Source organism: Streptomyces lacaronensis (genome assembly GCF_047337785.1).
Taxonomy (GTDB): Bacteria; Actinomycetota; Actinomycetes; order Streptomycetales; family Streptomycetaceae; genus Streptomyces; species Streptomyces lycopersici.
Genome location: NZ_JBLHDK010000003.1, coordinates 1,841,597 through 1,865,281 on the forward strand (window position 1 = coordinate 1,841,597; position 23,685 = coordinate 1,865,281).

General features: G+C 73.9%; 16 protein-coding genes. 4 read left to right on the forward strand and 12 right to left on the reverse strand.

Annotation, left to right across the window (positions count from 1 at the left end):
- Positions 1-13 precede the first annotated feature (13 nt).
- The 6 genes from ACMTAK_RS08040 to ACMTAK_RS08065 all read right to left on the reverse strand — a co-directional run bounded on the left by ACMTAK_RS08040 (position 14) and on the right by ACMTAK_RS08065 (position 5,885).
- Positions 14-1,246 carry a cytochrome P450 family protein gene (locus ACMTAK_RS08040; RefSeq protein WP_413805540.1) on the reverse strand — a complete coding sequence of 411 codons (1,233 nt, stop codon included), beginning with the start codon at positions 1,244-1,246 and terminating at the stop codon, positions 14-16.
- Between the two features lie 194 nt (positions 1,247-1,440).
- Positions 1,441-2,658 (reverse strand): MAB_1171c family putative transporter, encoded by a 1,218-nt coding sequence (locus ACMTAK_RS08045; RefSeq protein WP_413805541.1) that lies wholly within the window; start codon positions 2,656-2,658, stop codon positions 1,441-1,443.
- Positions 2,618-3,280 carry an ImmA/IrrE family metallo-endopeptidase gene (locus ACMTAK_RS08050; RefSeq protein WP_413805542.1) on the reverse strand — a complete coding sequence of 221 codons (663 nt, stop codon included), beginning with the start codon at positions 3,278-3,280 and terminating at the stop codon, positions 2,618-2,620. The genes ACMTAK_RS08045 and ACMTAK_RS08050 overlap by 41 nt, the downstream gene beginning before the upstream one ends.
- On the reverse strand, positions 3,267-3,794 hold the full coding sequence (locus ACMTAK_RS08055; RefSeq protein ID WP_413805543.1) for a helix-turn-helix domain-containing protein: 528 nt from the start codon (positions 3,792-3,794) through the stop codon (positions 3,267-3,269). The genes ACMTAK_RS08050 and ACMTAK_RS08055 overlap by 14 nt, the downstream gene beginning before the upstream one ends.
- A 281-nt stretch (positions 3,795-4,075) precedes the next feature.
- The gene (locus tag ACMTAK_RS08060; protein ID WP_020866352.1) at positions 4,076-4,246 is read right to left on the reverse strand and encodes a hypothetical protein; all 171 of its coding nucleotides are present in this window, start codon (positions 4,244-4,246) and stop codon (positions 4,076-4,078) included.
- 181 nt (positions 4,247-4,427) lie between these two features.
- Positions 4,428-5,885 (reverse strand): FAD-dependent monooxygenase, encoded by a 1,458-nt coding sequence (locus tag ACMTAK_RS08065; protein ID WP_413805544.1) that lies wholly within the window; start codon positions 5,883-5,885, stop codon positions 4,428-4,430.
- Between the two features lie 113 nt (positions 5,886-5,998).
- Between ACMTAK_RS08065 and ACMTAK_RS08070 the strand changes: the two genes are divergently transcribed.
- The 4 genes from ACMTAK_RS08070 to ACMTAK_RS08085 all read left to right on the forward strand — a co-directional run bounded on the left by ACMTAK_RS08070 (position 5,999) and on the right by ACMTAK_RS08085 (position 10,537).
- Positions 5,999-6,595 carry a TetR/AcrR family transcriptional regulator C-terminal domain-containing protein gene (locus tag ACMTAK_RS08070; protein ID WP_413805545.1) on the forward strand — a complete coding sequence of 199 codons (597 nt, stop codon included), beginning with the start codon at positions 5,999-6,001 and terminating at the stop codon, positions 6,593-6,595.
- A 250-nt stretch (positions 6,596-6,845) separates the two neighbouring features.
- Complete coding sequence (locus ACMTAK_RS08075; RefSeq protein WP_413805546.1) at positions 6,846-9,170, forward strand: glycosyl hydrolase family 95 catalytic domain-containing protein; 2,325 nt, start codon at positions 6,846-6,848, stop codon at positions 9,168-9,170.
- A gap of 51 nt (positions 9,171-9,221) precedes the next feature.
- A complete protein-coding gene (locus tag ACMTAK_RS08080) occupies positions 9,222-9,593 on the forward strand; it encodes a BlaI/MecI/CopY family transcriptional regulator (RefSeq protein WP_413805547.1) in 372 nt (123 codons plus the stop codon).
- A complete protein-coding gene (locus tag ACMTAK_RS08085; RefSeq protein ID WP_413805548.1) occupies positions 9,590-10,537 on the forward strand; it encodes a M56 family metallopeptidase in 948 nt (315 codons plus the stop codon). Before ACMTAK_RS08080 ends, ACMTAK_RS08085 begins: the two co-directional genes overlap by 4 nt.
- A 180-nt stretch (positions 10,538-10,717) precedes the next feature.
- Here ACMTAK_RS08085 and ACMTAK_RS08090 read toward each other — a convergent pair whose 3' ends face one another.
- From ACMTAK_RS08090 to ACMTAK_RS08115, 6 genes are all read right to left on the reverse strand, one after another.
- Entirely contained in the window at positions 10,718-11,350 is a 633-nt protein-coding gene (locus tag ACMTAK_RS08090) for a helix-turn-helix transcriptional regulator (RefSeq protein WP_413805549.1), read from the reverse strand.
- A 199-nt stretch (positions 11,351-11,549) separates the two neighbouring features.
- Positions 11,550-13,037, reverse strand: coding sequence for an MFS transporter (locus ACMTAK_RS08095; protein ID WP_413805550.1), 1,488 nt, complete (start codon positions 13,035-13,037; stop codon positions 11,550-11,552).
- A 114-nt stretch (positions 13,038-13,151) separates the two neighbouring features.
- A complete protein-coding gene (locus tag ACMTAK_RS08100; RefSeq protein ID WP_413805551.1) occupies positions 13,152-16,118 on the reverse strand; it encodes a type I polyketide synthase in 2,967 nt (988 codons plus the stop codon).
- Entirely contained in the window at positions 16,099-20,223 is a 4,125-nt protein-coding gene (locus ACMTAK_RS08105; RefSeq protein WP_413805552.1) for an SDR family oxidoreductase, read from the reverse strand. The genes ACMTAK_RS08100 and ACMTAK_RS08105 overlap by 20 nt, the downstream gene beginning before the upstream one ends.
- On the reverse strand, positions 20,220-21,866 hold the full coding sequence (locus tag ACMTAK_RS08110; protein ID WP_413805553.1) for a type I polyketide synthase: 1,647 nt from the start codon (positions 21,864-21,866) through the stop codon (positions 20,220-20,222). Before ACMTAK_RS08110 ends, ACMTAK_RS08105 begins: the two co-directional genes overlap by 4 nt.
- On the reverse strand, positions 21,863-23,665 hold the full coding sequence (locus ACMTAK_RS08115; protein ID WP_413805554.1) for a fatty acyl-AMP ligase: 1,803 nt from the start codon (positions 23,663-23,665) through the stop codon (positions 21,863-21,865). Before ACMTAK_RS08115 ends, ACMTAK_RS08110 begins: the two co-directional genes overlap by 4 nt.
- Between the last annotated feature and the right edge of the window lie 20 nt (positions 23,666-23,685).

Below are 23,685 nucleotides of genomic sequence, written 5' to 3' on the forward strand. Positions count from 1 at the left end.
TCGCTTCCCCCGATCACCATGCGACAGGCAGCGAGATCAGGCCACGCGCGCGGATCGTCGGCCGCCACTGGAGCCGCTCCCTCGGGACGTCCAGCCGCAGCCCCGGGAAACGGCGAAGCAGCGCGGCCAGAGCGGTTTCCATCTCCATTCGGGCCAGCGGCGCGCCGAGGCAGTAGTGGATGCCGTGGCCGAGCGCAAGGTGACCGGACCGGCCAAGATGTGGATTGAACTCGTCCGGATCCTTGAACTGGGCCGGGTCACGGTGGGCCGAGGCCACCGACAGCAGCACGGTCTCCCCGGCGGGAATGGTCACCCCGCCGATCTCGATGTCCTCCAGCGGGAAGCGGCGGATCCCCAGCGCCGCCGGGCCCTCGTACCGCGCCAGCTCGTCGAACGCGGCCGCGAGACCGCTCGGATCCTCGCGCAGCTCCTGGAGGACCGTGGGGTGGTCGAGCAGGGTGAGCACCGCATTGGCGATGAGATGGACGGTGTTCTCGTAGCCCGCGAGGAGGATGAGGAAGGCGAGCGAGGTCAGCTCGTCCTCGCTGAGCCTGCCGCCGTCGCCGTCCCCGGTCTCGTCGTCACGGACCCGGATCAGATCCGAGAGCAGATCGTCCGCGGGCTCGGCGCGCTTCTTCGCGATCAGCTCGGTGTAGAAGCGCAGCATGCTGCCGACCGCTTCCTCCGCCGCCCGCGGCCGCGCCGGATCGGGCGTGATCAGGGCATCGCTCCAGGCCCGGAAGTCGCGCCGGTCGCGCTGCGGGACGCCGAGCAGATCGCAGATGACGATGATGGGCAACTGCCCGGCGTAGGCGGCCAGGAGGTCCGCGCGGCCGTCGGGCTCGATCGCGTCGAGCAGTTCCTCGGCGACCCGCCGGACCGGTTCGCGCATCTTCTCCACGCGGCCGGGGGTGAACGCCTTGACCACCAGCCGGCGCACCCGGGTGTGGTCCGGCGGGTCCATGTTGAGGAGATTGGCGTCGAGGGCGGGCGGCAGGGAGAAGCCGCTGTAGTTGCCCGGCGCGGCGTGGCGCTTGTCCAGTGCGAGGCGCGGATCGGCGAACAGCCGCCGCACATCCTCGTAGCGGGTCACCAGCCAGGCGGGGCGTCCGTCGGTGCCGGCGATCCGGTGGACCGGGCCGGCCTCGCGCAGCTTGGCCAGGGCCGGGTGGAGGTCCTCGATCAGCGGGGCGGTGTCAACGAGCTCCGGGCCGTCCGTTCCGGCGGCGTTCGCGGTGTTCTGCATGGCTCCCGACTCTAGGCCGTGGCGTCCCCGGTGCCTGGACGGGTGGGCCATTCCAGCCCGTCCAGGCGATGTACACGCGGGTGGTGCATGGTGGTGGCCGGGAGGCGGCGCCGGGGCTGAATCTCCCCGGCGCCGCCTGTGCCACGGGCGGCCCCGACCCCCGTCCAGGGCCACCTCGTCTGTGATTCCCCCGTTCACCGCCGCTGGGCGGCGGTCTCCTCTCTCAGTTCCGCGAGCACCTCGTCCACCAGCGGCAGGTGGTAGACGTCGGCGACGCGGGCCAGATGCTCGTGCTCCTCCACCAGTTCGGCCCCTGTCGTCACCACCACGCTGTCCGCCGCGGACTCCGGCACATGTCCGTCTGCTTGATTCAGCAAACCGCGTCTGAGCGCCACTGCCTCCACTACGGCAGCAAGTTGCCAATCGTCGAGTCGCGCCGCGCCGCCCTTGACATGCGCAATCTCCAGCGCGCGGGCCTCCACATGACGCCGTACGCCGCGCTGGACGTCCCGGATCTCCGCCATCTGACGGTTGGCCCGCCACTCCAGATCCGCGAACGGCCACCAGCCGGTCCAGCGGGACTGCCCCATGGACACCTCGGGGGCCTGCTCGGTGATCTCCCGCCACAGCGGCCGCAGCCTCCGGAAGCGGCGCCACGCGGAGGCCCGCGGGCCCACGGCGGGGATGGCGAAACCGGCCAGCACCAGGAGCGCCGCGACGGACGCGGTCAGCGGGGCCACTCCGTTGGAGAGCCAGTACAGCTCATGGCCCGCCCAGGAGAAGACGAAACCGATCAGCTTGCAGGCGCAGTACGCCAGTCCCAGCCAGCATCCGGCGGCCAGCACCCGCAGCCCCCGGGCCAGCCATGAGCCGCGCAGGCTGGCGGCATAGCGCGGGCACAGGATGCCGAGCCCCGCCAGACCGGCTCCGAAAATGGCCAGATACAGCACCAGGAAGAGGACCACTCCGGGGGCGTCGGCGTAGGCGGTGCTGAAGTCGCGGGGGTGCTCCACGGCGTCCGGGCGGCCCACCGCGAAGCCGACGACGGCCACCGTCCACGCCACCGCCACGGCGGCGACCACCGCACGGGGCGGCACCGCGGAGCCGGTCCAGCGCAGCAGCAGTACCAGGGCGCCGGTGGCGAACACCACGACGGAGGAGTACAGGAAGACCATGGCGAGATTGGCGACGCCCACCAGCCCGTCGAACCAGCGGTAGACGCTGGGCGCGGAGAGCAGGAACACGTTCGCCACGGCCGCGGTCATCACACACGCCAGGCCGAGATCGGCGTTGGCACGGTCGCGGAACCAGGCGCGGGCCTTGTAACCGGCCATCGCCCAGGCGGCGGCGCCGAAGCACAGATAGACGAGGTCAAACACCGGCGTCACCGCCCGGTTCACCGCGTACGCCATCGGTACGGTCCACCCCGTCGGTGCGCACATGGCGCAGCGCCGGGCCCAGCGCCGCGGCGAGTTCGGCCGCCCGGCCCCGGAGCGGCGGCCCGTGGTCCGGCGAGGTCGGCACCACACGCTCCATCAGGAGGGTGCCCAGCACCTCGGTCTCGCGCTCGGTGAGGTTGTCGTAAGCGTGGTGGCGGGCGAAGTCCGGGGTCATCCCCAGCCGGCGCATCGCGGTGGTCACATCGACCGACGGCGTCCACATCCGCAGCGCGTCCTCGGTGACCGCCGGGTCCTGCTCGTGTCCGAGCAGCAGATGGCCGATTTCGTGCAGCACGATATGGATCTGGTGCCAGGGGGACGTCCTGAGCTCGTAGAAGATCCAGTAGTCCTCGTCGGTGGAGGCGGTCATGCCCGAGACCACACCGCCCAGGCTCATCGGCACCAGATGGACGGGGCGTCCGACGCGGCGGGCCACGAGGTCGCACAGACCGGGCAGATCGGTCGAGGCGGGCAGCCCGAGCTCCTTGATGAGCTGCTTGCACCGTCGCCGTATCCGGCCCACTCGCATGCCTGTACCACCCTCGTTTCCGGTCCGCCGCCAGGAGGAGAACAGTTCCGGGTCATCGACGGCCATTCGTCGCCCCGCCGTCCGGACCGCCCGAACCGTCCGCCTCTCCGGCCCCGTTCGTACCGGGCGGCTCGGGCGGAAGGTTCATCTGCTGCCGGAACTGGGAGATGATCGTGGTGAGACTGTCCTGGACCTCTGGCGGGAGGCCCACGGAGCGCAGCGCGATGCTGCGGACCCGCTTGTCGCGCATGGCGACGAGGAACCGTACCTCCTCCTCGACCCGCTCCGCCTGCGAAGGCGACAGATCGCCCAGCAGATAACCGACGGGCACGGCGAAGAACTTGGCGAGCGCCCGCAGCACATCCGGGCTGGGGTTGGTGCGCCTGCCGTTGCGCAGCATCGACAGATACTGCTCGGTCAGGCTCACCCCGCCGTACTCCTCGCCGCGGGTGATCTCCTCGGCGACATACGCGTTGGTGTACGGCGCGCCCGGCGGGTGCATGGTGGTGAACAGGTAGTTGAGCCGGTCCGCCAGCGGGCTGCCGGCCGCGTCCGGTGACCTGTCGGCACCCGCTGCCATCTGTGCCCCCTCACGGCTGCTCCCGGGCTCGCACACCCTCACGGTTGGTTAAGGCGGACGACGCCGCGGGATGCATCCTGCCATGTGTCTCGCGGGGCACACCAGTCCGGTGCCGAATCGCGGGGGGCGGAGGACTTAACTACCAGTTGGTAGCTGAGCCAGAAGGGTGACCCGTCAGGGGAGGGAGGCGACCGGTCGACGGCCGGGATGTCCGCTTGTTGCCAGCGGCCGCGGCCGGGCGACCGGCGTCCTCCCTCGCTCTCAGCGCATGCGCCGGGCCATCAGTCCACGCTCTGGAGGATGTGCGGCTCGGCGAGGTCGTCCTCGTAACCGGCGAGCCGGATCGGCGCGGAACGCGCCCATACCTCCAGACTGCCCACCTCGGCGGCCTGCACGAACCGCCCGCTGTTATCGGCGCGCGCGTCGTCGCTCTGCGTTTGTTCGGGGGTCACCGCACACTCCCTCGTGTCGGCTGAACCGGATCTGTCGTCAGATTAACCAGCGCCTGAACGCTCCGCGCGCCGATTCTCAGGGAGTGGACAACGAGCCGCCGCCGGAACCGCGTTCCGCGCCCGGTGGCCGCGGGGGGCCATCCGTGGTGAGCTGGTACGTACGGGACCCACCGAACGCGTCTCACGTGGTGGACGGCGCGGCATCCCAGGCGACATGGCCGTCGGGGCGCACCAGGACCGTCCGCCGCCCCGCCCAGCCGTCGTGGGTGGTGGTCGGGCGCGCGGTCACGGCCCGTATCCGGTCCGGGCTCCCGGCGATCGCCCCGGCGGCGGCGAGTGCGTCGCCCGGTTCGCGTCCCGTATCGCCGTCCGCGCCGAGGCGGAGCAGTACGAAGCGCCCATCGGCCAGGAGCGGATACAGACTGGGCTCGGGCGCCCCGTCCAGCCCGAGGTCGGGGGCGCGGGTGCCGGTGAGCCGGTCGGCGGCGCCGTCCGCCGGATAGGCCACGTCCAGCGCGGAGAGCTCCCCGGCGAACTGCCGGTTCACCGCCGGATGGGCGGCCAGGAGCCGGCCGAACACCGAGCGCAGGGCCTGTGCGTCGGGCGTGTGCGTGGCGCCGAGCACGGTCTGGGCCTGGGTGTTCTCCAGCAGCGCGGCCCCCACGGGGTGGCGCTCGGCGTGGTAGGTGTCCAGCAGCCCGTCGGGCGCGCGGCCCTGGCACACCGCGGCCAGCTTCCACCCGAGGTTGAAGGCGTCCTGGAGCCCCACATTGAGGCCCTGGCCGCCCATGGGCATGTGCATATGCGCCGCGTCCCCGGCGAGCAGGACGCGGCCGTCGCGGTAGCGGGCGGCCTGCCGGGCGGCGTTGCCGAACCGGGACAGCCAGCGGGGTGCCCGCATCCCGAAGTCCGTGCCCGCGACCTGGCGCACATAGCCGCGCAGCTCCTCGAAGGTGAGCGGCCGGTCGGCGGGGATGGTGAGGGACTCCCTGGTGGAGCCCGCGATGCGGTGGTGCCCGTCGGCCAGCGGGACGATCAGGAAGCCCCCGTACTCGTTGTCGACCGAGGGGGCCGACGGCGGCGCGTCGAGCACCACATCGCCGAGGAAACCGGTGGCCGTGGTCCCGGTGCCGGGGAAGTCGATCCCGGCGGAGGTCCGTACGGCGCTCCCGGCCCCGTCACAGCCCACCACCCACGCCGCGCGCAGGGTGTACGTCCCGTCGGGGCCCGCCACGTCCACCTCGGCGCCGTCCGCGTCCTGGCGCACCTCCAGCGCCCGGTGCCGCCGGCGGATCTCCCCGCCCAGCGCCCGCAGCCGCTCCTCCAGCAGCTGCTCGGTGCGGAGCTGCGGCAGGACCAGCGTGTACGGGAAGCGGGTGTCCAGTACGGAGAAGTCCAGCCGGACTGGCAGCCCGCCGTAGTGCCCGGTGGGTACGGGCGTGCCCTCGCGGACGAACGGCTCGGCGAGACCGCGCATGGCCAGTACCTCCAGGCTGCGCGGGTGCAGGGTCAGCGCCTTGGAGTGCGGGCTGCGGGCGGCCGCGCGCTCGATCACGGTGACGTCCACGCCCACCAGCCGCAGCTCGGCGGCGAGGAGCAGCCCCACGGGTCCGGCCCCCACCACGACGACGTCGTTCACCACACCATCTCCCTCGCCCTGTTTCGATCCCGGGCCTCTTGATCCAGGATCAATGAACTGACCCCAGTAGACTTGATCCAGGATCAAGACGCAAGCGGAGGGAGAGCGACGGCATGGGCCTGGACCGCACTGCCGTGGTGACGGCGGCACTGGAACTGCTCGACGAGGCGGGGCTGGACAAGCTCACGATGCGCAAGGTCGCCGAGCGGCTGGGCGTGCAGCTCAACACCGTCTACTGGCACGCCTCCAGCAAGCCCCGGCTGCTGGAGCTGATGGCCGACGCGATGCTCGAGGGATGCGCCGACGCGCCGCTCCCGGAGCCCTGGGACGAACGGGCGCAGACGCTCGCCCACCGCTATCGCGCCGCGCTGCTCGCCCGCCGCGACGGCGCCCGGGTCGTGGCCGGGACGTATGTCGCCGAGGAGCACACCCTGCGCTTGGCGGACGCCATGACGGGCGCGTTCCTCAGCGGTGGCCACGGCCCCGCCGAAGCGGGCTGGCGGACCTGGTCGCTGGTGTACTTCACGCTCGGCCTGACCCAGGAGGAGCAGGCCGCCCAGGGCATCGGCGGCATGGAGCCGCTGCTGCGGGCGGCCACCGCCGAGCGCTTCCCCTCCCTCGCCGCGGTCACGGAACACTTCGGCGACTTCGAGCACCGCTTCCGGCATGGCGTCGGGCTGATCGTCAGGGGACGGGAAGCGAGCACGTAACCCGCCCTCCTCCGGGCCAGGAGATCCGAGGTCTTGCCGCGCCTGCGCTCATGCAGGCGCCATATCTGCCTCCCATACCCGCCGTCCATCCGATGTTTATGACGTCCGAGGGGTTCCGGTTCCGCCACGGGGGCTGCATCATGCCCGAGGGGTTCAGATTGTGGAACCTCAGGCATGTACGTGACCGCCGCCGCGTCCCGTCGCCCCCGCTGAAGCACGCCCGCACCCCGGTTCACACCCCTGGAGCGTCATGTCATCCGCACCCACCAGAAGGACCGTCGTCGGCACCGCCATGGCCGCGGGCGCCGCCGCCGGACTCGCCGGCCCGGCCACCGCGTACGCCGCCGAGCCGCAGACCCCCGCCGCGGCCGCCCGCCCCGCGGGGGACCCCTGGGCCACGGTCCTCGCCGACGCCGACATGGTGTGGCAGAAGATGCCGCAGACCTGGTACGAGGGCCCCTTCCTCGGGAACGCCCTGCTCGGCTCGGGCATCTACGCCGAGCCGGGCGACGGACACGCGGTGCGCTTCAACGTGCAGCACAGCGAGGTCCAGGACCACCGGCCGGAGTTCGGCTCCCTCTTCGGGCTCGCGCGGCTGCCCATCGGGTACTTCACCCTGGAGCCGGTCGGTGCCATCACCGCCGTCGACTGGCGGCTGCGGCTGCGCGACGCCGAGCTGACCGGGACCATCACCACCGACAAGGGCACGCTCACCCTCCGCGCCCTGGTGCACAACTCACGCTCCGTCATGGCCATCGAGGTGACCCCGAGCGCCGGTGAGGCCGCGTTCCGCTGGGTGTTCCACCCCGCCGAGGCCATCAGCCCGCGGGTCGACTTCAAACCCGTGCCCGACGGCTACACCGGCAACCCCCCGGCCGTCGTCGAGGACCACCACGGCGTCCAGGCCGCCGTGCAGCCGCTGCTCGCCGGCGGACAGCATGTGACGGCCTGGCGGGAGCGGACCCGCGCCGGGCGGCGGACGCTGTACGTCACCGTGGCCCACTCCCACCCCAAGCGCACCGCGCGCGATCGCGCGCTCAAGGACATCGAGTCCGCCTCGGCGCTCACCTACGACGCCCTCGCGCCCACCCATCGCGCCTGGTGGCACGCCTACTACCGGAAGAGCTTCCTCTCCCTCCCCGACGCCCGGCTCCAGCGCTTCTACTGGATCCAGCTGTACAAGGTGGCCGCGGCCGCGCGCGCCGACGCCCCCGTGATGGCCACCTCGGGCCCCTGGCTGGAGTCCACCCCGTGGCCCGCCACCTGGTGGAACCTCAATGTGCAGCTGGAGTACTGGCTGATCCACGGCTCCAACCACCTCGAACTCGACGCGGTGACACGGGCGCTCGGCGAATTCCGCGACAACCTCTCCAACCAGCTCGACGCCCCGTACCGCAAGGACTCGGCGGGCATCCCCCGGACCACCGATATCCATCTGGTCAACGGCGGCGCGGTGGCGAACGGCGGCTTCGCGGTCGGCATCCCCGGACAGGACCCGCCCACCCCGGAGGTGGGCAACCTCACCTGGGCGCTGCACAACGTGTGGCTGACGTACCGCCACACCATGGACGAGTCGGTGCTGCGCGATGTGGTCTATCCACTGCTGCGCAAGGCCATCGCCTACTACCTCCACTTCCTCACCCCCGGCAGCGACGGCAAGCTGCATCTGCCCGCCACCTTCTCGCCCGAGTACGGCGTCAACGCGCCCGACTGCAACTACGACCTGATGCTGCTGCGCTGGGGCTGCGCCACCCTCCTGGAGTCGGCCCGGACCCTCGGCGTCAAGGACCCCTCCGCGCCGCGCTGGCGGGAGGTACTGGCCAAGCTCACCCCGTACCCCGTCGACGAGAACGGCTTCATGATCGGCGCGGGGGTGCCCTTCGCCAAGTCCCACCGCCACTACTCCCATATGCTCGCCGTCTATCCGCTGTACGAGGTCACCTGGGAGGACCCCGCCAAGCGCGAGCTGATCGAGACCTCCCTCAACCACTGGGTCGGCTTCGAGGGCGCGCTCCAGGGCTACACCTTCACCGGCGCCGCCTCGATGTCCGCGCAGATGGGGCGTGGTGAGGACGCGCTGAAGTACCTGGGCGAGCTGATGCGCCGCTTCATCCAGCCGAACACCATGTACAAGGAGTCCGGCCCGGTCATCGAGACGCCGCTGTCCGCCGCGCAGTCGCTGCACGACATGGTGTGCCAGAGCTGGGGCGGGGTGATCCGGGTCTTCCCCGCGCTGCCCGCCGCCTGGGGTGAGCTGATGGTCCACGACTTCCGCACCCAGGGCGCCTTCCTGCTGAGCGCCGCCCGCGAGGACGGCCGGACCCGCTGGGTGCGGCTGCGCAGCGAGGCGGGCGCGCCCTGTGTCGTACGGCACTCCCTGGACGGGCCGATCGAGGTGCGGGACGGGCACGGGCGGCGGCTGCCGTACGAGAGCGTGGGCGCGGGCACGATCCGGATCGCGCTCACCAGGGGCCAGGAGGCGGTCATCACCGCTCGCGGCGACCGCCCGGATCTGACGGTCCGCCCGGTCGAAGCAGGCGAGCCCGCGCCGCGCTGGGGGCTCCCCGCGTCCTGACCTCCACCGCCTCCGGCGGTACGATCAAGGCCAACTGCCGGGGAGGATGGCGTGTGGCAGCTGGGGAGCCTCGAGACCGAGGTGATGGAGAGCGTATGGGCGGCGGACGGACCGGTGTCCGTGCGCCAGATCGTGAGCGCGCTCAACGGGCAGCGGTCCCGGCCCCTCGCGTACACCACCGTGATGACCACGATGGACAAACTGCACCGCAAGCGGTGGCTCACCCGTACCCGCGACGGACGACGCTATGTGTACGAGCCGAGCGCGAGCCGTGAGGCGTGCGCGGCCCGCATCATCACCCGTGTCCTGAACGACAGCGGAAGCCCTGAGGCGGTGCTGATGCATTTCGTGGGGCAGTTGGAGGCCAGCGGCTCGGCCGAGCTGCAGGCGGCCGTGCGCAGGGTACTGGCCACCGAGCAATGACCGGTGCCGCTCTGTTCGCCGGGTTCGTCCTGGTGTCGGGGGTCCTGGCGCCGCTGGCCCTGCGGGACGCCCGCTGGCCCGAGCGCTGGCCTCGGCTGGCCGTGGGGGCCTGGCTGGCCCTGGTGTGCACGGCCCTGTCCGGGGTCACGGCCCTCGGTCTCACCGCGGCGGCCCGTCTGGTGGGGTACGACACCTTCCTGGGGGTGGGACCCGGATGCTGGACCCTGGTGTGGGGGCGGCCCGGGTCCTGGGCCGTCGTGCCCATGGCGTTCGTGGCCCTGGTGGGGGTGTCGGCGCTGCCGGGCGCCGCCTGCGTGGTCGTGCTGGCGCTGGTGCGTGACGCGCACGGCCGCCGTGTGCATCTGGACGAAATGAACCGGGCCGCCGGTGAGCCGCCGCCGAGGCCGCCGGTGCGCGGCGCGGCGCCCCGGGTGCGCACCGTTGTGGTGGACGATCCCCGGCCGGCGGCGTACTGCCTGCCCGGGCGCGGCGGCCGGATCGTGGTGACCAGCGGCGCGCTGCGGGTGCTCTCGGCGGTCTCGCTCGCGGCCGTGGTCGAACATGAACTCTCGCATCTGCGCGCGCGTCACCAGCCGATGCTGGTCGCGTTGGCCGCCCTGGAGCGCCTGCCGCGCTGGGTGCCGCTCCTGGCGGCGGCGCGGCCTGCCGTGGCGCGTTTGGTGGAGATGGCCGCGGACGACGCCGCGGCGCGCCGCTACGGACGGGGCGCGGTGGCCCAGGGGCTGGCGCAGCTCGTCGCGGCGTCGGTGCGCTCGGTCCGGTTGCAAGCGGCGGCCCGGGACGTGGCGCTGCGGATCAACCGTCTGAGCGGCCGCCACCCCGCCACGGGCCCCTGGCAGTGGGTGGCCCTGACCTCCGGGCTCGCGATGACGGCCATCGGGCCCGTGGCGCTCACGGCCGGTCTCTGGCTGCTGTGTTGCTGACGCCGCGCGCCGCTCCGGGCGGGCCGGCGGGACATCCCCGGGCCCGTCCGGTGGATCATCGCGCCGATGACATCAGCGACCGGCGCCGCGGGGCCCGCGCCGCCTGGTGCGAGGGGCGCCGCCCAGCGGTGACCGGGGGCGCCGCGCCAGGCGTCGCGGGCTCGCGAAGCCGGGCAGCGCTCAGCCCGCCCGGACGGTCTGGGTGTGGAGCAGTCCGCTGCGCAGGGCGATCGCGACGGCCGTGGTGCGGTTCTGGCAGTTGAGCTTGGCCAGGATGCTGGCCACATGACGCTTGACGCCATGCTCGGTGATGCCCATGTCGCGGGCGATCTGACGGTTGCTCAGCCCCTGGGCCAGGGCGCACAGCGTCTGCGTCTCACGTTCGGTGAGCCGGGGCCTGCGGACCTCACCGCCCGTCGAGCCGGAGGCGAGGTGGAGGATGTGGCGCATGGTCTCCGGGGCAACGGCCACCGTGCCGCGCCCGCGCGCGGTCAGCACCTCCGGCGCCGCGGGGCCGCTCAGGTCCTCGGCCCGGACCACCGCGTCGGCGAGCACACCGTCGACCGCGCCGAGCCGCCCTTGCGCCAAGGAGCTGAGCACGAGGACGACATGGGTGCCCGGATCGGCCAGCAGCGGAGCCAGTAAGGACAGCTCCGGCAGGTCGACCGCCGAGGACAGCACCAACGTGAGCGGCCGAGTCAGCTGATCGGCGGGCACATGGGCCACGGATGCCGTGGAGGTGACCGAACCGGCGCGGCCGTCGGCCTCCAGCAGCCGTCTGAGCAGGGCCCGGGAGGCGGGTTCGGGATCCACCAGAAGGATCCGCTGACTGTCCGTTAATTCACTACAAGGATGCCCTTGCACATGTCCTCCCCGTCTGCGCGGCGACCCCCGGCCGCGTCAGCGGGAACTACTATTGATCACCGTAGTTCCGATGTCAAGGGTCCTGTGGTATGTGCCGGGGCCACGTGGGCGGCCGCGACGCCGCGCCGAGGCCGCCGCACGGGGGCGTTCAGTGGGCGAAGACGGGCCCCTGGGAGGGGTCGGGACGTCCGCGCGGCAGCAGCGTCACGCCGATCAGCGCCGCCGCCGCGGAGATGACCGCACAAGCGGTGAACGCGTGGGAGAAGCCGTCCGCCGAGGGCACGGCGCCGCCCCCGCCCTCCAGGCTTCCGCCCGCGACGGCGGCCACCACCGCGATGCCCAGGGCGGAGCCCAGCTCATGGAAGGTGTTCACCAGTCCCGAGGCCAGGCCCGCGTCCTGGTGTTCGATGCCGTTCATGGCGCTGGTCGTGGCGCAGACGAAGCCCGCGCCCAAGCCGAGGGCCAGCAGGAAGAATCCGGGCAATACGTCGGTCCAGACGTCGCCGTCCCGCCGCACTCCGCTGAGCAGTACCGCACCGATACCGCCCAGGACGAAACCGGTCGCCGCCGTGACCCGCCAGCCCAGCCGTCCCACCGCCTGCGACCCCAGATGCGCGCCGACGGCGGTGGCCAGCGCCACGGGCAGGAAGGCCAGCCCGGTGCGCAGGGCACTGAGCCCGAGCACATGCTGGAGATAGAGCGAGCACAGGAAGAAGCCGGAGATCAGCACTCCGGAGGCGGCGAGCATCACCAGACTGCCGCCGATCAGGGGGCGCCGGGCGAACACCGGCAGCCTCACCAGCGGCGCCGCCACCCGTCGCTCCACCAGGACGAACAGCGCGGCGCAGACCAGCGCGGCGGCCAGCGGTATCCAGCCGGCGGGGGCACCGAAGCCATGGCTCCGCGCCTGAACAAGCCCGTAGATGAGCAGCGCCGGGGCCGCGGTCATGGTCAGCGCGCCGAGCGGATCGACACCGGCGGACGCCTCCCCGTGGCCGCCCGCGGCGGTGTGCCCTTTCAGCAGCAGGGGAACGGCGACGAGCACCGCCGATCCGATGGGGACGTTGATGAAGAACACCCACTCCCAGCCGGGCCCGGACACCAGCAGCCCGCCGAGCAGCACGCCGAAGGCCGCGCCGGTGCCGCCGATCGCCGCCCATACGCCGAGCGCGCGGTTGCGCTCCGGTCCGTGGAACATCGAGGTGACCAGGGCCATCGCGGCCGGCGACAGCAGGGCGGCACCGACCCCCTGAGCGGCGCGTGCGGCGATCAGCGTGCCACCGCTCCCGGCCAACCCGGACATCAGGGAGGCGGCTGTGAACACCGTCAGGCCCACCAGGAACATGCGCCGCCGCCCGAAGAGATCGCCGATGCGGCCGCCGAGCAGCAGCAGACTGCCGAAGCACAGGGTGTACGCGGTGACGATCCAGGTGAGAGCGGCCGGGCTCAACGAGAGCTCCTCCTCGATGACGGGGAGGGCCACGTTGATCACGGTCACATCGACGATCAGCATGAACTGCGCCATGCACAGCAGCGCCAGCATGAGCCAACGACGCGGATGCGGAGGACCCGGGGGGTGCCCGCCGTGGTGATGCCCCGCCTCGGGGGCCTCGGTGGGCGCATGGCTGTCGTTCACCGACGACTCCTCATCTCGAACAGCGTTGTCAGACTTACCATAGCCGCAATGTCTTGTAACTTGAACACCACTGTTCGAGTTATGGGTTGTCCGCGGACGCGGACGGGTCATGCGTCAGCCCTCGCGCGTCCCGAGCCTGGCCGCCAGCCGCGCCACCGTCGGGTTCTCGAAGAGGTCGCTCGGCTGCAGGCCGATACCGCGCGCCCGAGCCCGCCGGGCGATCCGGGTGGCCAGCACCGAATCGCCTCCGAGGTCGAAGAAGTCGTCCCCGGCCGCCACCGGATCGACCCCGAGCACCTCGGCCCAGATCTCGGCCAGCGCACCCTCCAGGCCGTCACGCCCGGCCCCGGCCGCCGGCGGCTCCGGGCCGGCCGCGACCGCCGTCGGGACGGGCGGCACCGCCGCGGCCGGGCGGTCCGGGTACGCCGACTCCGTCCAGTGCCGCACCCGGCGGAAGGGATACCCCGGCAGCGAGACGGGGCGCTCATGCCCGGTGCGCAGCGCCGACCAGTCGACCTCCGCCCCCGACTCCCACAGCGCGCCTACGGCCCGCAGCAGTGCCTCCTGGTCCCCCGTCTCCTCCCGGGCGTGCCGCATCGCGCACACCGCCCGGTGCCCGCCGGTCCACGCGGCCGACCGCCGGGCCGCCGAGGTGAGCGCACGCCCCGGCCCCGTCTCCACCACCACTCCTGCCGTGGCTTTCAGCAGGGTGGCCGCACATGCCGACCACCGCACCGCGCACCGCAGTTGGCGTCCCCACCGCCGCGGGTCCATGGCCTCGGCCGCCGTCATCCACTCCCCGGTGAGGTTCGACACCAGGGGCACCGAGGGGGCGTGCAGCGGGACGCGGGCCGCGTGTTCGGCGAACCGCTCGGCCGCCTCCTCCATGGCCGACGAGTGGAACGCGTGCGCGGTGCGCAATGCGGTCACCTCCACACCGCGCCCGTGCAGCCGGTTCGCCAGCCGTGCCACCGCCGGCTCCGGGCCGGTCACCACGGTGGCCTGAGGCTCGTTCACCGCCGCGATCTCCAGCCCGGTGCCGTCGATCATCTCGGCCGTCGTATCCTCCGGCAGGCGCACCGAGAGCATCGCGCCCGGCGGCGCCGAGCGCATCAGCCCGCCCCGGACGGCCACCAGCCGGACCGCGTCGCCGAGTTCCATCACCCCCGCGAGGCAGGCCGCGGTGAATTCCCCCACGCTGTGGCCACCGAGCGCCGAGGGCCGGATGCCGAACTCCTCCAGGGTGCGCGCCAGCGCGTACTCCACCGCGAAGAGCACGGGCTGCGCCACATCGGTGCGGCGCAGCCACTCCTGGCCACCGCCGCCGAGCACCGCCTCCCGCACGTCCAGATCCGCCTCGCCCGCGAACAGCCCAGCGCAGTGGTCCAGATGGCGGCGGAACGCTCCCCCGCCCGCGTAGAGCCCCGCGCCCATCCCCGGGTACTGCGCCCCCTGCCCCGGGAAGAGCAGCGCGACCGCGGGCGGCTCCGCCGGTGCGCGGGCCCCGGCGCGGTCCGTGCGCAGCGCCTCGGCGGCGCGGTCCGGACGGTCCGCGACGACCGCCGCCCGATGAGCGAAGACCCCGCGCCCCTCGGCGAGGGTGTACGCCGCGTCCGCGAGGTTCGTCCCCGGCCCCAGGGCGTCGGCCAGGGCCTCGCGGGCATCGCGCAGCGCCTCGGCGGTACGGGCGCTCAGCAGCAGCACCCGCGGCCGCCCGTCATCGGGCGGCCGCACCGGGACCGGCGCCGCCTCCAGTACCACGTGGGCGTTGGTGCCGCCGACCCCGAGCGAGCTCACCCCGGCCAGCGGCGGCAGGGCGCCGGACCAGGTGCCGGTCTTCGCGGTGATCTCGAAGCGACCACGGTCCAGGGCGAGTTCGGGGTTGGGTTCACGGAAGTGCGCGGTGCCGGGGAGGGTGCGGGTCTCCAGGGCGACGACGGTCTTGATCAGACCGACGATCCCGGACGCCGCTTCCAGATGCCCGATATTGCCCTTGACGGATCCGATGAGGCAGGGTGTGTCGCGATCGCCGCCGGGGTCCAGGGCCCGCCGCAGCGCGTCGAATTCCACCGGATCGCCGAGCGGGGTGCCGGTGCCGTGGGCCTCGACATAGCCCACCCGTTCCGGGGCGGCTCCGGCCACCGCGAGCGCCTCGGCGACCACGGCCGCCTGCATGGTCACGCTGGGGGCGGTGAAACCCATCTTCAGCGAGCCGTCGTTGTTGACCGCGGTCCCGCGGATCACGGCACGGATCCGGTCCTGGTCGGCGAGCGCGTCGGAGAGCCGTTTGAGCACGACCACTCCACCGCCGCTGCCGAACACCGTGCCGGAGGCGGCCGCGTCGAAGGGCCGGCAGGAGCCGTCCGCGGACATCATCGAGCCGGGTTCGTGGAGATAGCCCACCCGGTGCGGCACCTTCACCGCCATACCGCCGGCCAGGGCCATATCGCTTTCTCCGCACAACAGGCTCTGGCAGGCCAGGTGCACCGCCACCAGGGAACCCGAACAGGCGGTCTGCACGGTCAGCGCGGGACCGTGCAGATCCAGGGCGTGCGCGACCCGGGTGGCGAAGAAGTTGGGGTCGGTGAGGGTCAGGGCGTGGATCAACTCGGTCGAGGTGCCCGCGCCCAGGAAGTCGGCCGGGTCCCGGTGGGAGAGCAGGTGGTAGGCGAGATAGCCGCTGAACGAGGGTGCGCCGAAGACGCCCACCGCGCCGTCCAGCCGGGCCGGGTCGTATCCGGCGTCCTCCAGGCCGTGGACGCACGCCTCGAGGAACAGCCGCTGCTGCGGATCCATGGCCGCCGCGGTGCCGGGCGGCAGTCCGAAGTACTCCGCGTCGAACTCGGCGTAGCCGTCGAGCACCGCGGCCCGGCGCACATAGCCGGGCTGCTCCAGCACCGGCTCGGGCACCCCGGCGGCCCACAGCTCGTCCTCGTCGAGGTCCTCCAGGCAGTCGCGTCCGGCGCACAGGTTGTCCCAGAAGCCGGCGATGTCACGGGCCATGGGAAACCGCCCGGCCATCCCGATGACCGCCACCGCCTCCGGGTCCGCTCCTTGGTCTTCAGGTGCTCCGGTCGTCATGTCGTCCTCCCCGTCGGTCCTGCCTTCTGCCACGAGCGGTGCGGATGGTGCGGGTGGTGCGGGAGCGGCCACGGTGTGCCGCGTCCCCCATCTCCTTGGCAGGGCCGGTTCTCTCCTGGACGGGGCCGGTGGTTCCCCCGGTCCCCCGGCCCTCGCCGGCGGGGCCCTCGTCGAGCGCCGCCCGCACCGCGTCCGCCAGCGCGGCCCCGTCGGCGCCCTGGAGCAGCCGGGCGACGGGGAGATCCACGGCGAAGTCCTCGCGCAGCGCGTTCTTGATCCGCACGGCGGCGAGCGAGTCCAGTCCCAGACGCACCAGCGGGCGGTGCGCTACCTGGTCCGGGTCGGTGAAGCCCAGGACCTGGCCGATCCGGCGCAGCACCCTGGTACGCACGGCCTCCCGGCGCTCGTCGGCGGACATGGTGTCCAGGGCCGTCCGGTCGAACGCCTCGCCCTCGGCGGCCTCCGGCGTCGTCAGCGCCGAGAGGAAGAACGACCGGGCCGCCCGCGGATGGGCCGCGGCGAATTCGCCGGAGGAGAGCCGGGCCACCCCGGCCTGCCCGGCGCCGCGCGCGAGCAGTTCCTCCAGCGCGGCGAACCCCTCCCGCACGGTGAGCTTGCCGAACCCGGGGACGTCCCGGTCGCGCACCATGCCGATTCCGCCCCACGGGCCCCAGTTGACGGCGAGGGCGGGCCGTCCCTCCGCGCGGCGCAGCGCGACGACGGCGTCCAGGAAGGCGTTGGCGGCCGCGTAGTCGGCCTGGCCGGGCGAGCCCGTGAGCGAGGCGAGCGAGGAGTAGCCGATCCACCAGTCCAGGTCCAGGTCGGCCGTGGCCCGGTGCAGCCGCCATGCCCCGTCCGCCTTCGGCGCCCAGACCCGGCGCGACCTGGCGCCGTCGGCGTCGGTCACCATGGCGTCCTCCAGCACCGCCGCGGCGTGCACCACACCGCGCAGCCGCGCCCCGTGGGCGGCCACCGCCGCCGTCATCCGCTCGGCGGTCCCGGCCTCGGCCACGTCGCCGGTGATCACGACCACTCGGGTGCCGAGCGCACGGATACGGTCCAGCTCGCGCCCGGCGTCGGGGCCCGGTGCCCGGCGGCCGCCCAGCACGACCAGGCCGGCGCCGCGCTCGGCGAGCAGCCCTGCGGTGGCCAGGCCCAGGCCCCGGGTCCCGCCGCTGATCAGATAGCCCCCGCCGGGACGAACGAGGGACGGGGCCCGGCCGGCCGGAGCCGCCGGGGCCCGGGGGACGAGCCGTGCGGCGTGGCGGACCCCGCGCCGCCAGGCCACCTCCTCCGGGCCGCCCGGCGCCAGGAACTCCGCGGCGGGCGGAAGCCCGGAACCGTCCAGGTCGACGACGCGGGCCCGGAGTTCGGCCCGCTCCAGGCGCAGGGTGCGGACCAGTCCGCACAGCGCCGCCTGGACCGGGTCGGGGCGGTCACCGGACGCCACCGGAAGCGCCTCCTCGGTGAGGACGGTGAGCGGGGGCGGGGCCGTACCGGCCGCCTCGTGGGCCCGCAGCAGACCGCGGACCAGTGTGATCAGCACCCCCGCCCGTTCCCGGGCCGACGCGGGCGTGGCCTCCGGGTCCGGTGAGCCGCCCCAGGCGGCCAGCAGCACTCCGGCCGGGGACTGTCCGCCGGCCCCGGCCGCGTCCGTCCACGGTTCGTCCCAGTCGACGACATCACAGGGCGCCCCGGCGGAGACCAGGGCGGCGACGAGGGTCTCGCGCCGGGGGTCGTGGACGCCCGTGTCGGCGAAGAGCAGCAAGCGCCCGGTGTTCTCCACCGGCGCGGGCGGGGGCGCGAGCTCCCAGCGCGGGGCCAGCAGCAGCGCCTCCACGTCGACGGGGAGGTCCTCCTCGCTCACCGGGGTCAGCCGTACCCCCCTCAGCTCGGCGACGGGCCCGCCGTCCCGGTCCAGGACGTCCACGTCCGCGAGCAGGCCGGGCCCGGCCGGGCCGTCCGGCCGCAGCCGGACCCGGGAGCCGCCCGTCATCCGCGGGTCTCCCAGGACGCGCAGCCGCTCCATCCCGGTGGGCACGACGGTGCCCCCGGCCCCCGGCGGCAGCAGCGCGCCCAGTCCGTGCAGGCAGGCGTCGAGTACGGCGGGGTGGAAGCGGAACCGTGCGTCGGACGGCAGGTCGGCGGCGGCCCGCAGTTCGGTGACCGCCTCGGTGCCGTCCGAACGGACGTCCGCCAGGGAAGCGAAGGCCGGGCCGTGCCACTGGCCGAGGGCGCGCAGGCCCGCGTAGATCTCCTCGGGGGTGTGGGCGACGCGGGGACGGCCGGACGGCTGCCCGGCCACCCCACGCCCGGCGGGATCGCTCCCGGTCGCCGGGCGCCGGGCGGCGCCCGCCCCGTGCCGGCTCTCGGCGGCGGACACCCGCGCGGTGGCCAGCGTCACGGCGGTGCCCGCGCTCCCCGTCACGATCTCCACAGTGCCGGCGGGCCCGTCGGCGCTCTCCTGAAGGCTGGTGGTGACCGTGGCCGTCCCGGAAAGCGGCAGCAGCCGCGCGAAGACCAGATCGGCCACCTCCACCGCCCCCGGCGGCGCGTCGAACGCCTCGCAGGCGGCGGCCAGCGCCATCTCCGCATAGCCGGTCCCCGGCAGCACCGCGGCGCCGTGCACGCGGTGGTCCAGGAGCCACGGCAGCCGGTCGGGCCCGATCCGGCTCTGCCACACATGGCGGACGGGGGTGCCCGGAAGGGTGATGCGAGCGCCGAGCAGCGGATGCGCCGGGGAGTCCACCGGTACGCGGCGGGGGCGGGCGAAAGTCTGGTGCTGCCAGGGGTAGGAGGGAAGTTCGGCCGGCCGCCCGGGGGGCTGCACGGTTTCCCAGTCCAGCTCGCCCCCGCCGCAGTGCAGGGCCGCGGCCGCGTCCAGCAGCGCGGTCCGCTCCGGTGTGTCGCGGCGGAGCGTGCCGTGCACGACGATCCCGCCGTCCTTCCCGCCGTCCGTGCCGTCGGCGAGCGTCTCCAGCAGCGACTGGGCGACCACCGGATGCGGGGAGACCTCCAGGAAGATCCGCCGTCCGTCCTCCGCGGCCGCCCGCACCGCCTCCACCAGCCGCACGGGACGCCGCAGATTGACGGCCCAGTACGCCGCGTCCAGGCCTGGCCGTGCCCTGGGGTCGCTCAACGCGGTGCCGTAGAAGGGAAGCCGGGGCTCATCGGGCGCCGCCAATCCGTCCAGCAGCCGGGTCAACTCGCCCAGCACCGGATCGACGAGCGGGCTGTGCGCGGCGATCCGTACGCCCGGTACGAGCCGGGCGAGCAGCCCCTCCTCCCGGCAGGCCGCCACGAACTCCCGTACCGCCGCCGGGTCGCCGGCCACCGCGCAGGCCCGGGTCGAGGCGTGCACGGCGACCGAGATGTCCGCACGGCCGGCGAGCCGGTGGCGCACCGCGTCGGCGTCCAGTTCCACCAGCGCGGTCTCGCCGGCCCCGGCGAGCCGCTCCTCCATCAACCGGGAGCGGCGGCAGACCACCCGGGCCCCCACCGCCGCGGTGAGCACCCCGGCGGCCACGGCCGCGGCGATCTCGCCCATGGAGTGGCCGATGACGGCGCCGGGGGTGACACCCCGGGCGCGCCAGACCGCGGTCAGACCCACCTGCACGGCGTAGACGGCGGGCTGCACCTGGTCCATGCCCGCGTCCACCAGGCCCGGTTCGGTGATCAGGGCGCGCAGCGAGTGGCCGTTCTCCGCCCGTACGACCGGTTCGAGGGCATCGATCACCGCGGCGAACGCGGGCTCGTCCGCCAGGAGCCGGGCGCCCATGCCGTCCCACTGCGAGCCGTGCCCGGAGAAGACGAAGACCGGCCGCTCCCCCTCGGTGTCTCTCGCCACGCCCCGGGCGCGACGCGGTCCGGGCCCGGGGTCCTCCGCCGCCTCGCGCAGCAGCCCGGTCAGCGTCGCACGGTCCGCGGCACGCAGCGCGAGTCGCTCCGGAAGATGCTCGCGGCGCAGCGCGAGGGTGTGCGCGACATCCGTGAGCGGTGTGTCGGCGCCGTCGCCGGTGAGCCAGTCGGCGAGCCGGGCGGCCATCTGCCGCAGGGCCGCCGGGGAGCGCGTGGAGAGCGGGAAGAGCAGTTCCCGGTGTGTCATCGATTCCTCACCCTCTCGCGGCGAGGAGCCGCTGATCGGCCGGCCGCGGTGCGCGTGCCGCCGGTGTCCGTGGCGGGCGCCTCCACGAGCACCGCGTGGGCGTTGGTCCCGCTGAATCCGAAGGAGCTCACCCCGGCGGTGCGCGGCCGCTCGCCACGCGGCCACGCCACGCCCCGGTCCACCACCGTGAGCCCGAGGTCCGCCAGGGGGATGCGGGGATTGGGCCGGGTGTGGTGGAGGGTGGCCGGGATGCGCTGGTGGTGCAGTGCCAGGGCGCATTTGGCGAGCCCGGCGAGCCCGGCCGCCGCCTCGAGATGTCCCAGGTTCGACTTGACCGAGCCGATCCGCAGCGGATCGCCGGCGGTACGGTCCCGGCCGAGGGCGGCGCCCAGGGCGCCCGCCTCGATGGGGTCGCCGAGCGGGGTGCCGGTGCCGTGGGCCTCCACATATCCGGCCGCCGCGGGGTCCAGTCCGGAGCGCTCCCACACCTCACGGATCAGCGCTTCCTGGGCGGCGGGGCTGGGCGCCATCAGGCCGTTGGAACGGCCGTCCTGGTTGACTCCGGTGGCGCGCACCACCGCCAGCACCCGGTCGCCGTCGCACAGCGCGTCCTCCAGGCGCCGGAGGACCGCCACCACACACCCCTCGCCCCGCACATAGCCGTCGGCCTCGGCGGCGAAGGGTTTGCACCGGCCGTCCGCCGACAGCACTCCCGCTTCGGTGAAGTTCACCGTCACGCCGGGCGACAGCAGCAGATTGACCCCGCCGACCAGCGCGGTGTCACAGTCCCCGGCGAGCAGACCCCGCACCGCCAGATGCAGCGCGACCAGGGACGAGGAACAGGCGGTGTCCACGGTCAGGCTCGGGCCCCGCAGATCGAGGACGTAGGACAGCCGGCCCGCGATCACGCTCAGGGCGGCCCCGGTGCCGGTGCGCGCGGTGATCGACGGCAGATCCTCCAGGGTGTGCCGCCCGTGGTCGTCGCCGCAGGCGCCGGCGTAGACACCGGTGCGGCTCCCGGCGAGCCGGCCGGGCGGCAGCCCGGCGTGTTCCAGCGCCTCCCAGGCGACCTCCAGCAGCAGGCGTTGCTGCGGATCCATCTCCGCCGCCTCCGCCGGGGAGATGGAGAAGAATCCGGCGTCGAAGCCGTCCACGGAGTCGAGGAACGCGCCGTGCCGGACGGCCCGGTCGACCGCGGCGGCGTGTCCGGGCGACAGTGCCCGGTAGGCGTCCCAGCGCCCTTCGGGAATCTCGCCGACGACATCGCCGCCACGGCACAGCAGAGCCCACAGCCGTGCCGCGGAGTCCACCGTGCCGGGCAGCCGGCAGGCGAGGCCGACGAGGGCGACGTGCCCTTCGTCCCGTTCCGCACCGGCGGCGGCCGCCGCGGGTCCCGCGGTGTGTTCCGGCCCCGCGTCCCCGGCCAGATGGCGGGCGAGACGCCGGGCGGTGGGGTGCTCCCACAGCACGGTGGGCGACAGGGTCCGGCCGAGCTCCTCCTCCAGCTCGCCCGAGAGCGCGACCGCGTCACGCGAGGTGTAGCCGTAATGCTCGAAGGGCAGGTCCGGGTCGATCCGCTCCTCGGGCAGTCCGCCGTGGAGCGCGACATACCGGACGATCAGGTCGAGCAGTTCATCGCTCACGGCGCCGTCGTCCCCTCCCCGGCCGCCGCCCGCGCGGCCGGTGCGGTGGGCGTACCGGCGCGTTTGAGCGACCCGTCCTCGTACCGGTCGCGGCAGGCGGTGCGGCGCACCTTGCCGCTGGTGGTCTTGGGCAGACAGCCGCGGCGGATGAGCACCACGTCCGCCAGTTCCAGGGAATGCCGGGCGAGGACGGCGGCCCGGATGGCCGTCCGTACCGCCTCCTGGTCCCCCGCCTCCCGTTCGCGGTCCAGCTCGGCGACGACCACGACCCGCTCCCCCGCGTCGTCCAGCAGACCGACCGGGAAGGCCGCGACATGGCCGCGGCGGACGGCGGGCGCCGCCTCCTCGACGGTCAGTTCCAGGTCCACGGGGTGGTGGTTGCGTCCGTCCACCACGATCAGGTCCTTCAGGCGGCCGGTGGGATACAGCTCGCCGTCGCGCAGGAAGCCCAGGTCTCCGGTGCGCAGCCAGGTCCGGCCGTCGTCGCCGTCCGGGTGCGGCCGGGCCCGGAACACCGCGGCGGTGCGCTCGGGCCGGTTCCAGTACCCGGCGCACACATTGGCGCCGCGCACCCACACCTCGCCGACCCCGTCCTCCGCCACGGGCTCGCCGGTGCGGGGGTCGACGATCCTCAGCTCCTGGTCGGCCGGGGTGCCGCAACCCACCACGCGGTATCCGCCGGTGTCCCCCTCGGGCAGCGGGCGCACCCGGTCGGCGGCGAGCTCCTTGCGGTCCACGGTGAGGACCCGGGCCGGCCCGGGCCCGCTGAGGGTGACCGCGAGGGTCGCCTCGGCGAGTCCATAGCCGGGGCTGTGGGCGCGTGCCCGGAAGCCGTAGGGGGCGAACGCCTCGGTGAAGCGCTCCAGAGTGGTGGCGCGTACCGGCTCCGAGCCGTTGACCAGGCAGCGCAGCGACGACAGATCGAGCCCCTCGCGGTGCCGCCCGGCGACGCGGTTGACGCACAGGTCGAGCCCGAAGTTCGGGGAGACGGTGTGGGTGGCCCGGTGCGCGGTCAGCGCGCGCAACCAGCGGACGGGCTGCTGGATGAACGCGAACGGGGCCATCAGCACCGCCGGAGTGCCGGTGATCAGCGGCACGGCGACGGTGAACAGCAGCCCCATGTCATGGAAGAACGGCAGCCATCCCACGATTTGCGCGTCGTCGCCGATGTCCAGGCCGCGGGCGAGCTGGGCGACCCCCACGGCCAGGTTGCGGTGGGTCACCAGGACGCCGGCCGGGGCGCGGGTGGAGCCGGAGGTGTACTGCAGGTACGCGGTGTCGTCCGGCCGCGCGGGGGCGGGCGGCGCCGCCCCGTCGGCCCCGGACGCGTCGACCGCGTCCACGCACACCACCTCGGGCCGCCCGGCCGCCGCCCCCGCGTCACCGGCCAGCAGCCCCCGTACGGACTCCTCGTACGGGCGGGTGGTCAGCGCGACGCGCGGGGCGCAGTCGGCCATGGCCAGCAGCGGCCGGTCGTCCGGGCGGAGCGACTCGGGCGCGTACAGCGGTACGGCCAGCACCCCGGCGTACAGGCAGCCGAGCAGAGCCACCACGTAGTCCGCGCCGTGCGGGCACAGGATCGCGGCCCGTTCGCCGGGCGCGGCGAGGGAGCCGAGCGCACCGGCGATCGCGCGGGCGCGCCGGTCGAGGCCGCCGTAGGTGAGTTCGGTGGTGGTGCCCGAGCGGTCGGCCGCGTAGTCGACAAAGGTCATCACCGTGGTGTCCGGTCGGCGCAGCGCGGCATCACGGACGGCCTCGGCCAGCCCTGGGGCGGTGTCGGGCGGAACGGCAGGGGTCACGGGTCTCCTCCGTGTTCGGT

Bases quoted from the DNA above. Each gene is read 5' to 3' on its own strand.
- ACMTAK_RS08085 (WP_413805548.1), top strand. From the start codon at position 9,590: ATGACCGGTGCCGCTCTGTTCGCCGGGTTCGTCCTGGTGTCGGGGGTC.
- ACMTAK_RS08040 (WP_413805540.1), bottom strand. From the start codon at position 1,246: ATGCAGAACACCGCGAACGCCGCCGGAACGGACGGCCCGGAGCTCGTT.
- ACMTAK_RS08055 (WP_413805543.1), bottom strand. From the start codon at position 3,794: ATGGCAGCGGGTGCCGACAGGTCACCGGACGCGGCCGGCAGCCCGCTG.
- ACMTAK_RS08105 (WP_413805552.1), bottom strand. From the start codon at position 20,223: ATGACACACCGGGAACTGCTCTTCCCGCTCTCCACGCGCTCCCCGGCG.
- ACMTAK_RS08045 (WP_413805541.1), bottom strand. From the start codon at position 2,658: ATGGCGTACGCGGTGAACCGGGCGGTGACGCCGGTGTTTGACCTCGTC.
- ACMTAK_RS08050 (WP_413805542.1), bottom strand. From the start codon at position 3,280: ATGGCCGTCGATGACCCGGAACTGTTCTCCTCCTGGCGGCGGACCGGA.
- ACMTAK_RS08075 (WP_413805546.1), top strand. From the start codon at position 6,846: ATGTCATCCGCACCCACCAGAAGGACCGTCGTCGGCACCGCCATGGCC.
- ACMTAK_RS08100 (WP_413805551.1), bottom strand. From the start codon at position 16,118: ATGACGACCGGAGCACCTGAAGACCAAGGAGCGGACCCGGAGGCGGTG.
- ACMTAK_RS08070 (WP_413805545.1), top strand. From the start codon at position 5,999: ATGGGCCTGGACCGCACTGCCGTGGTGACGGCGGCACTGGAACTGCTC.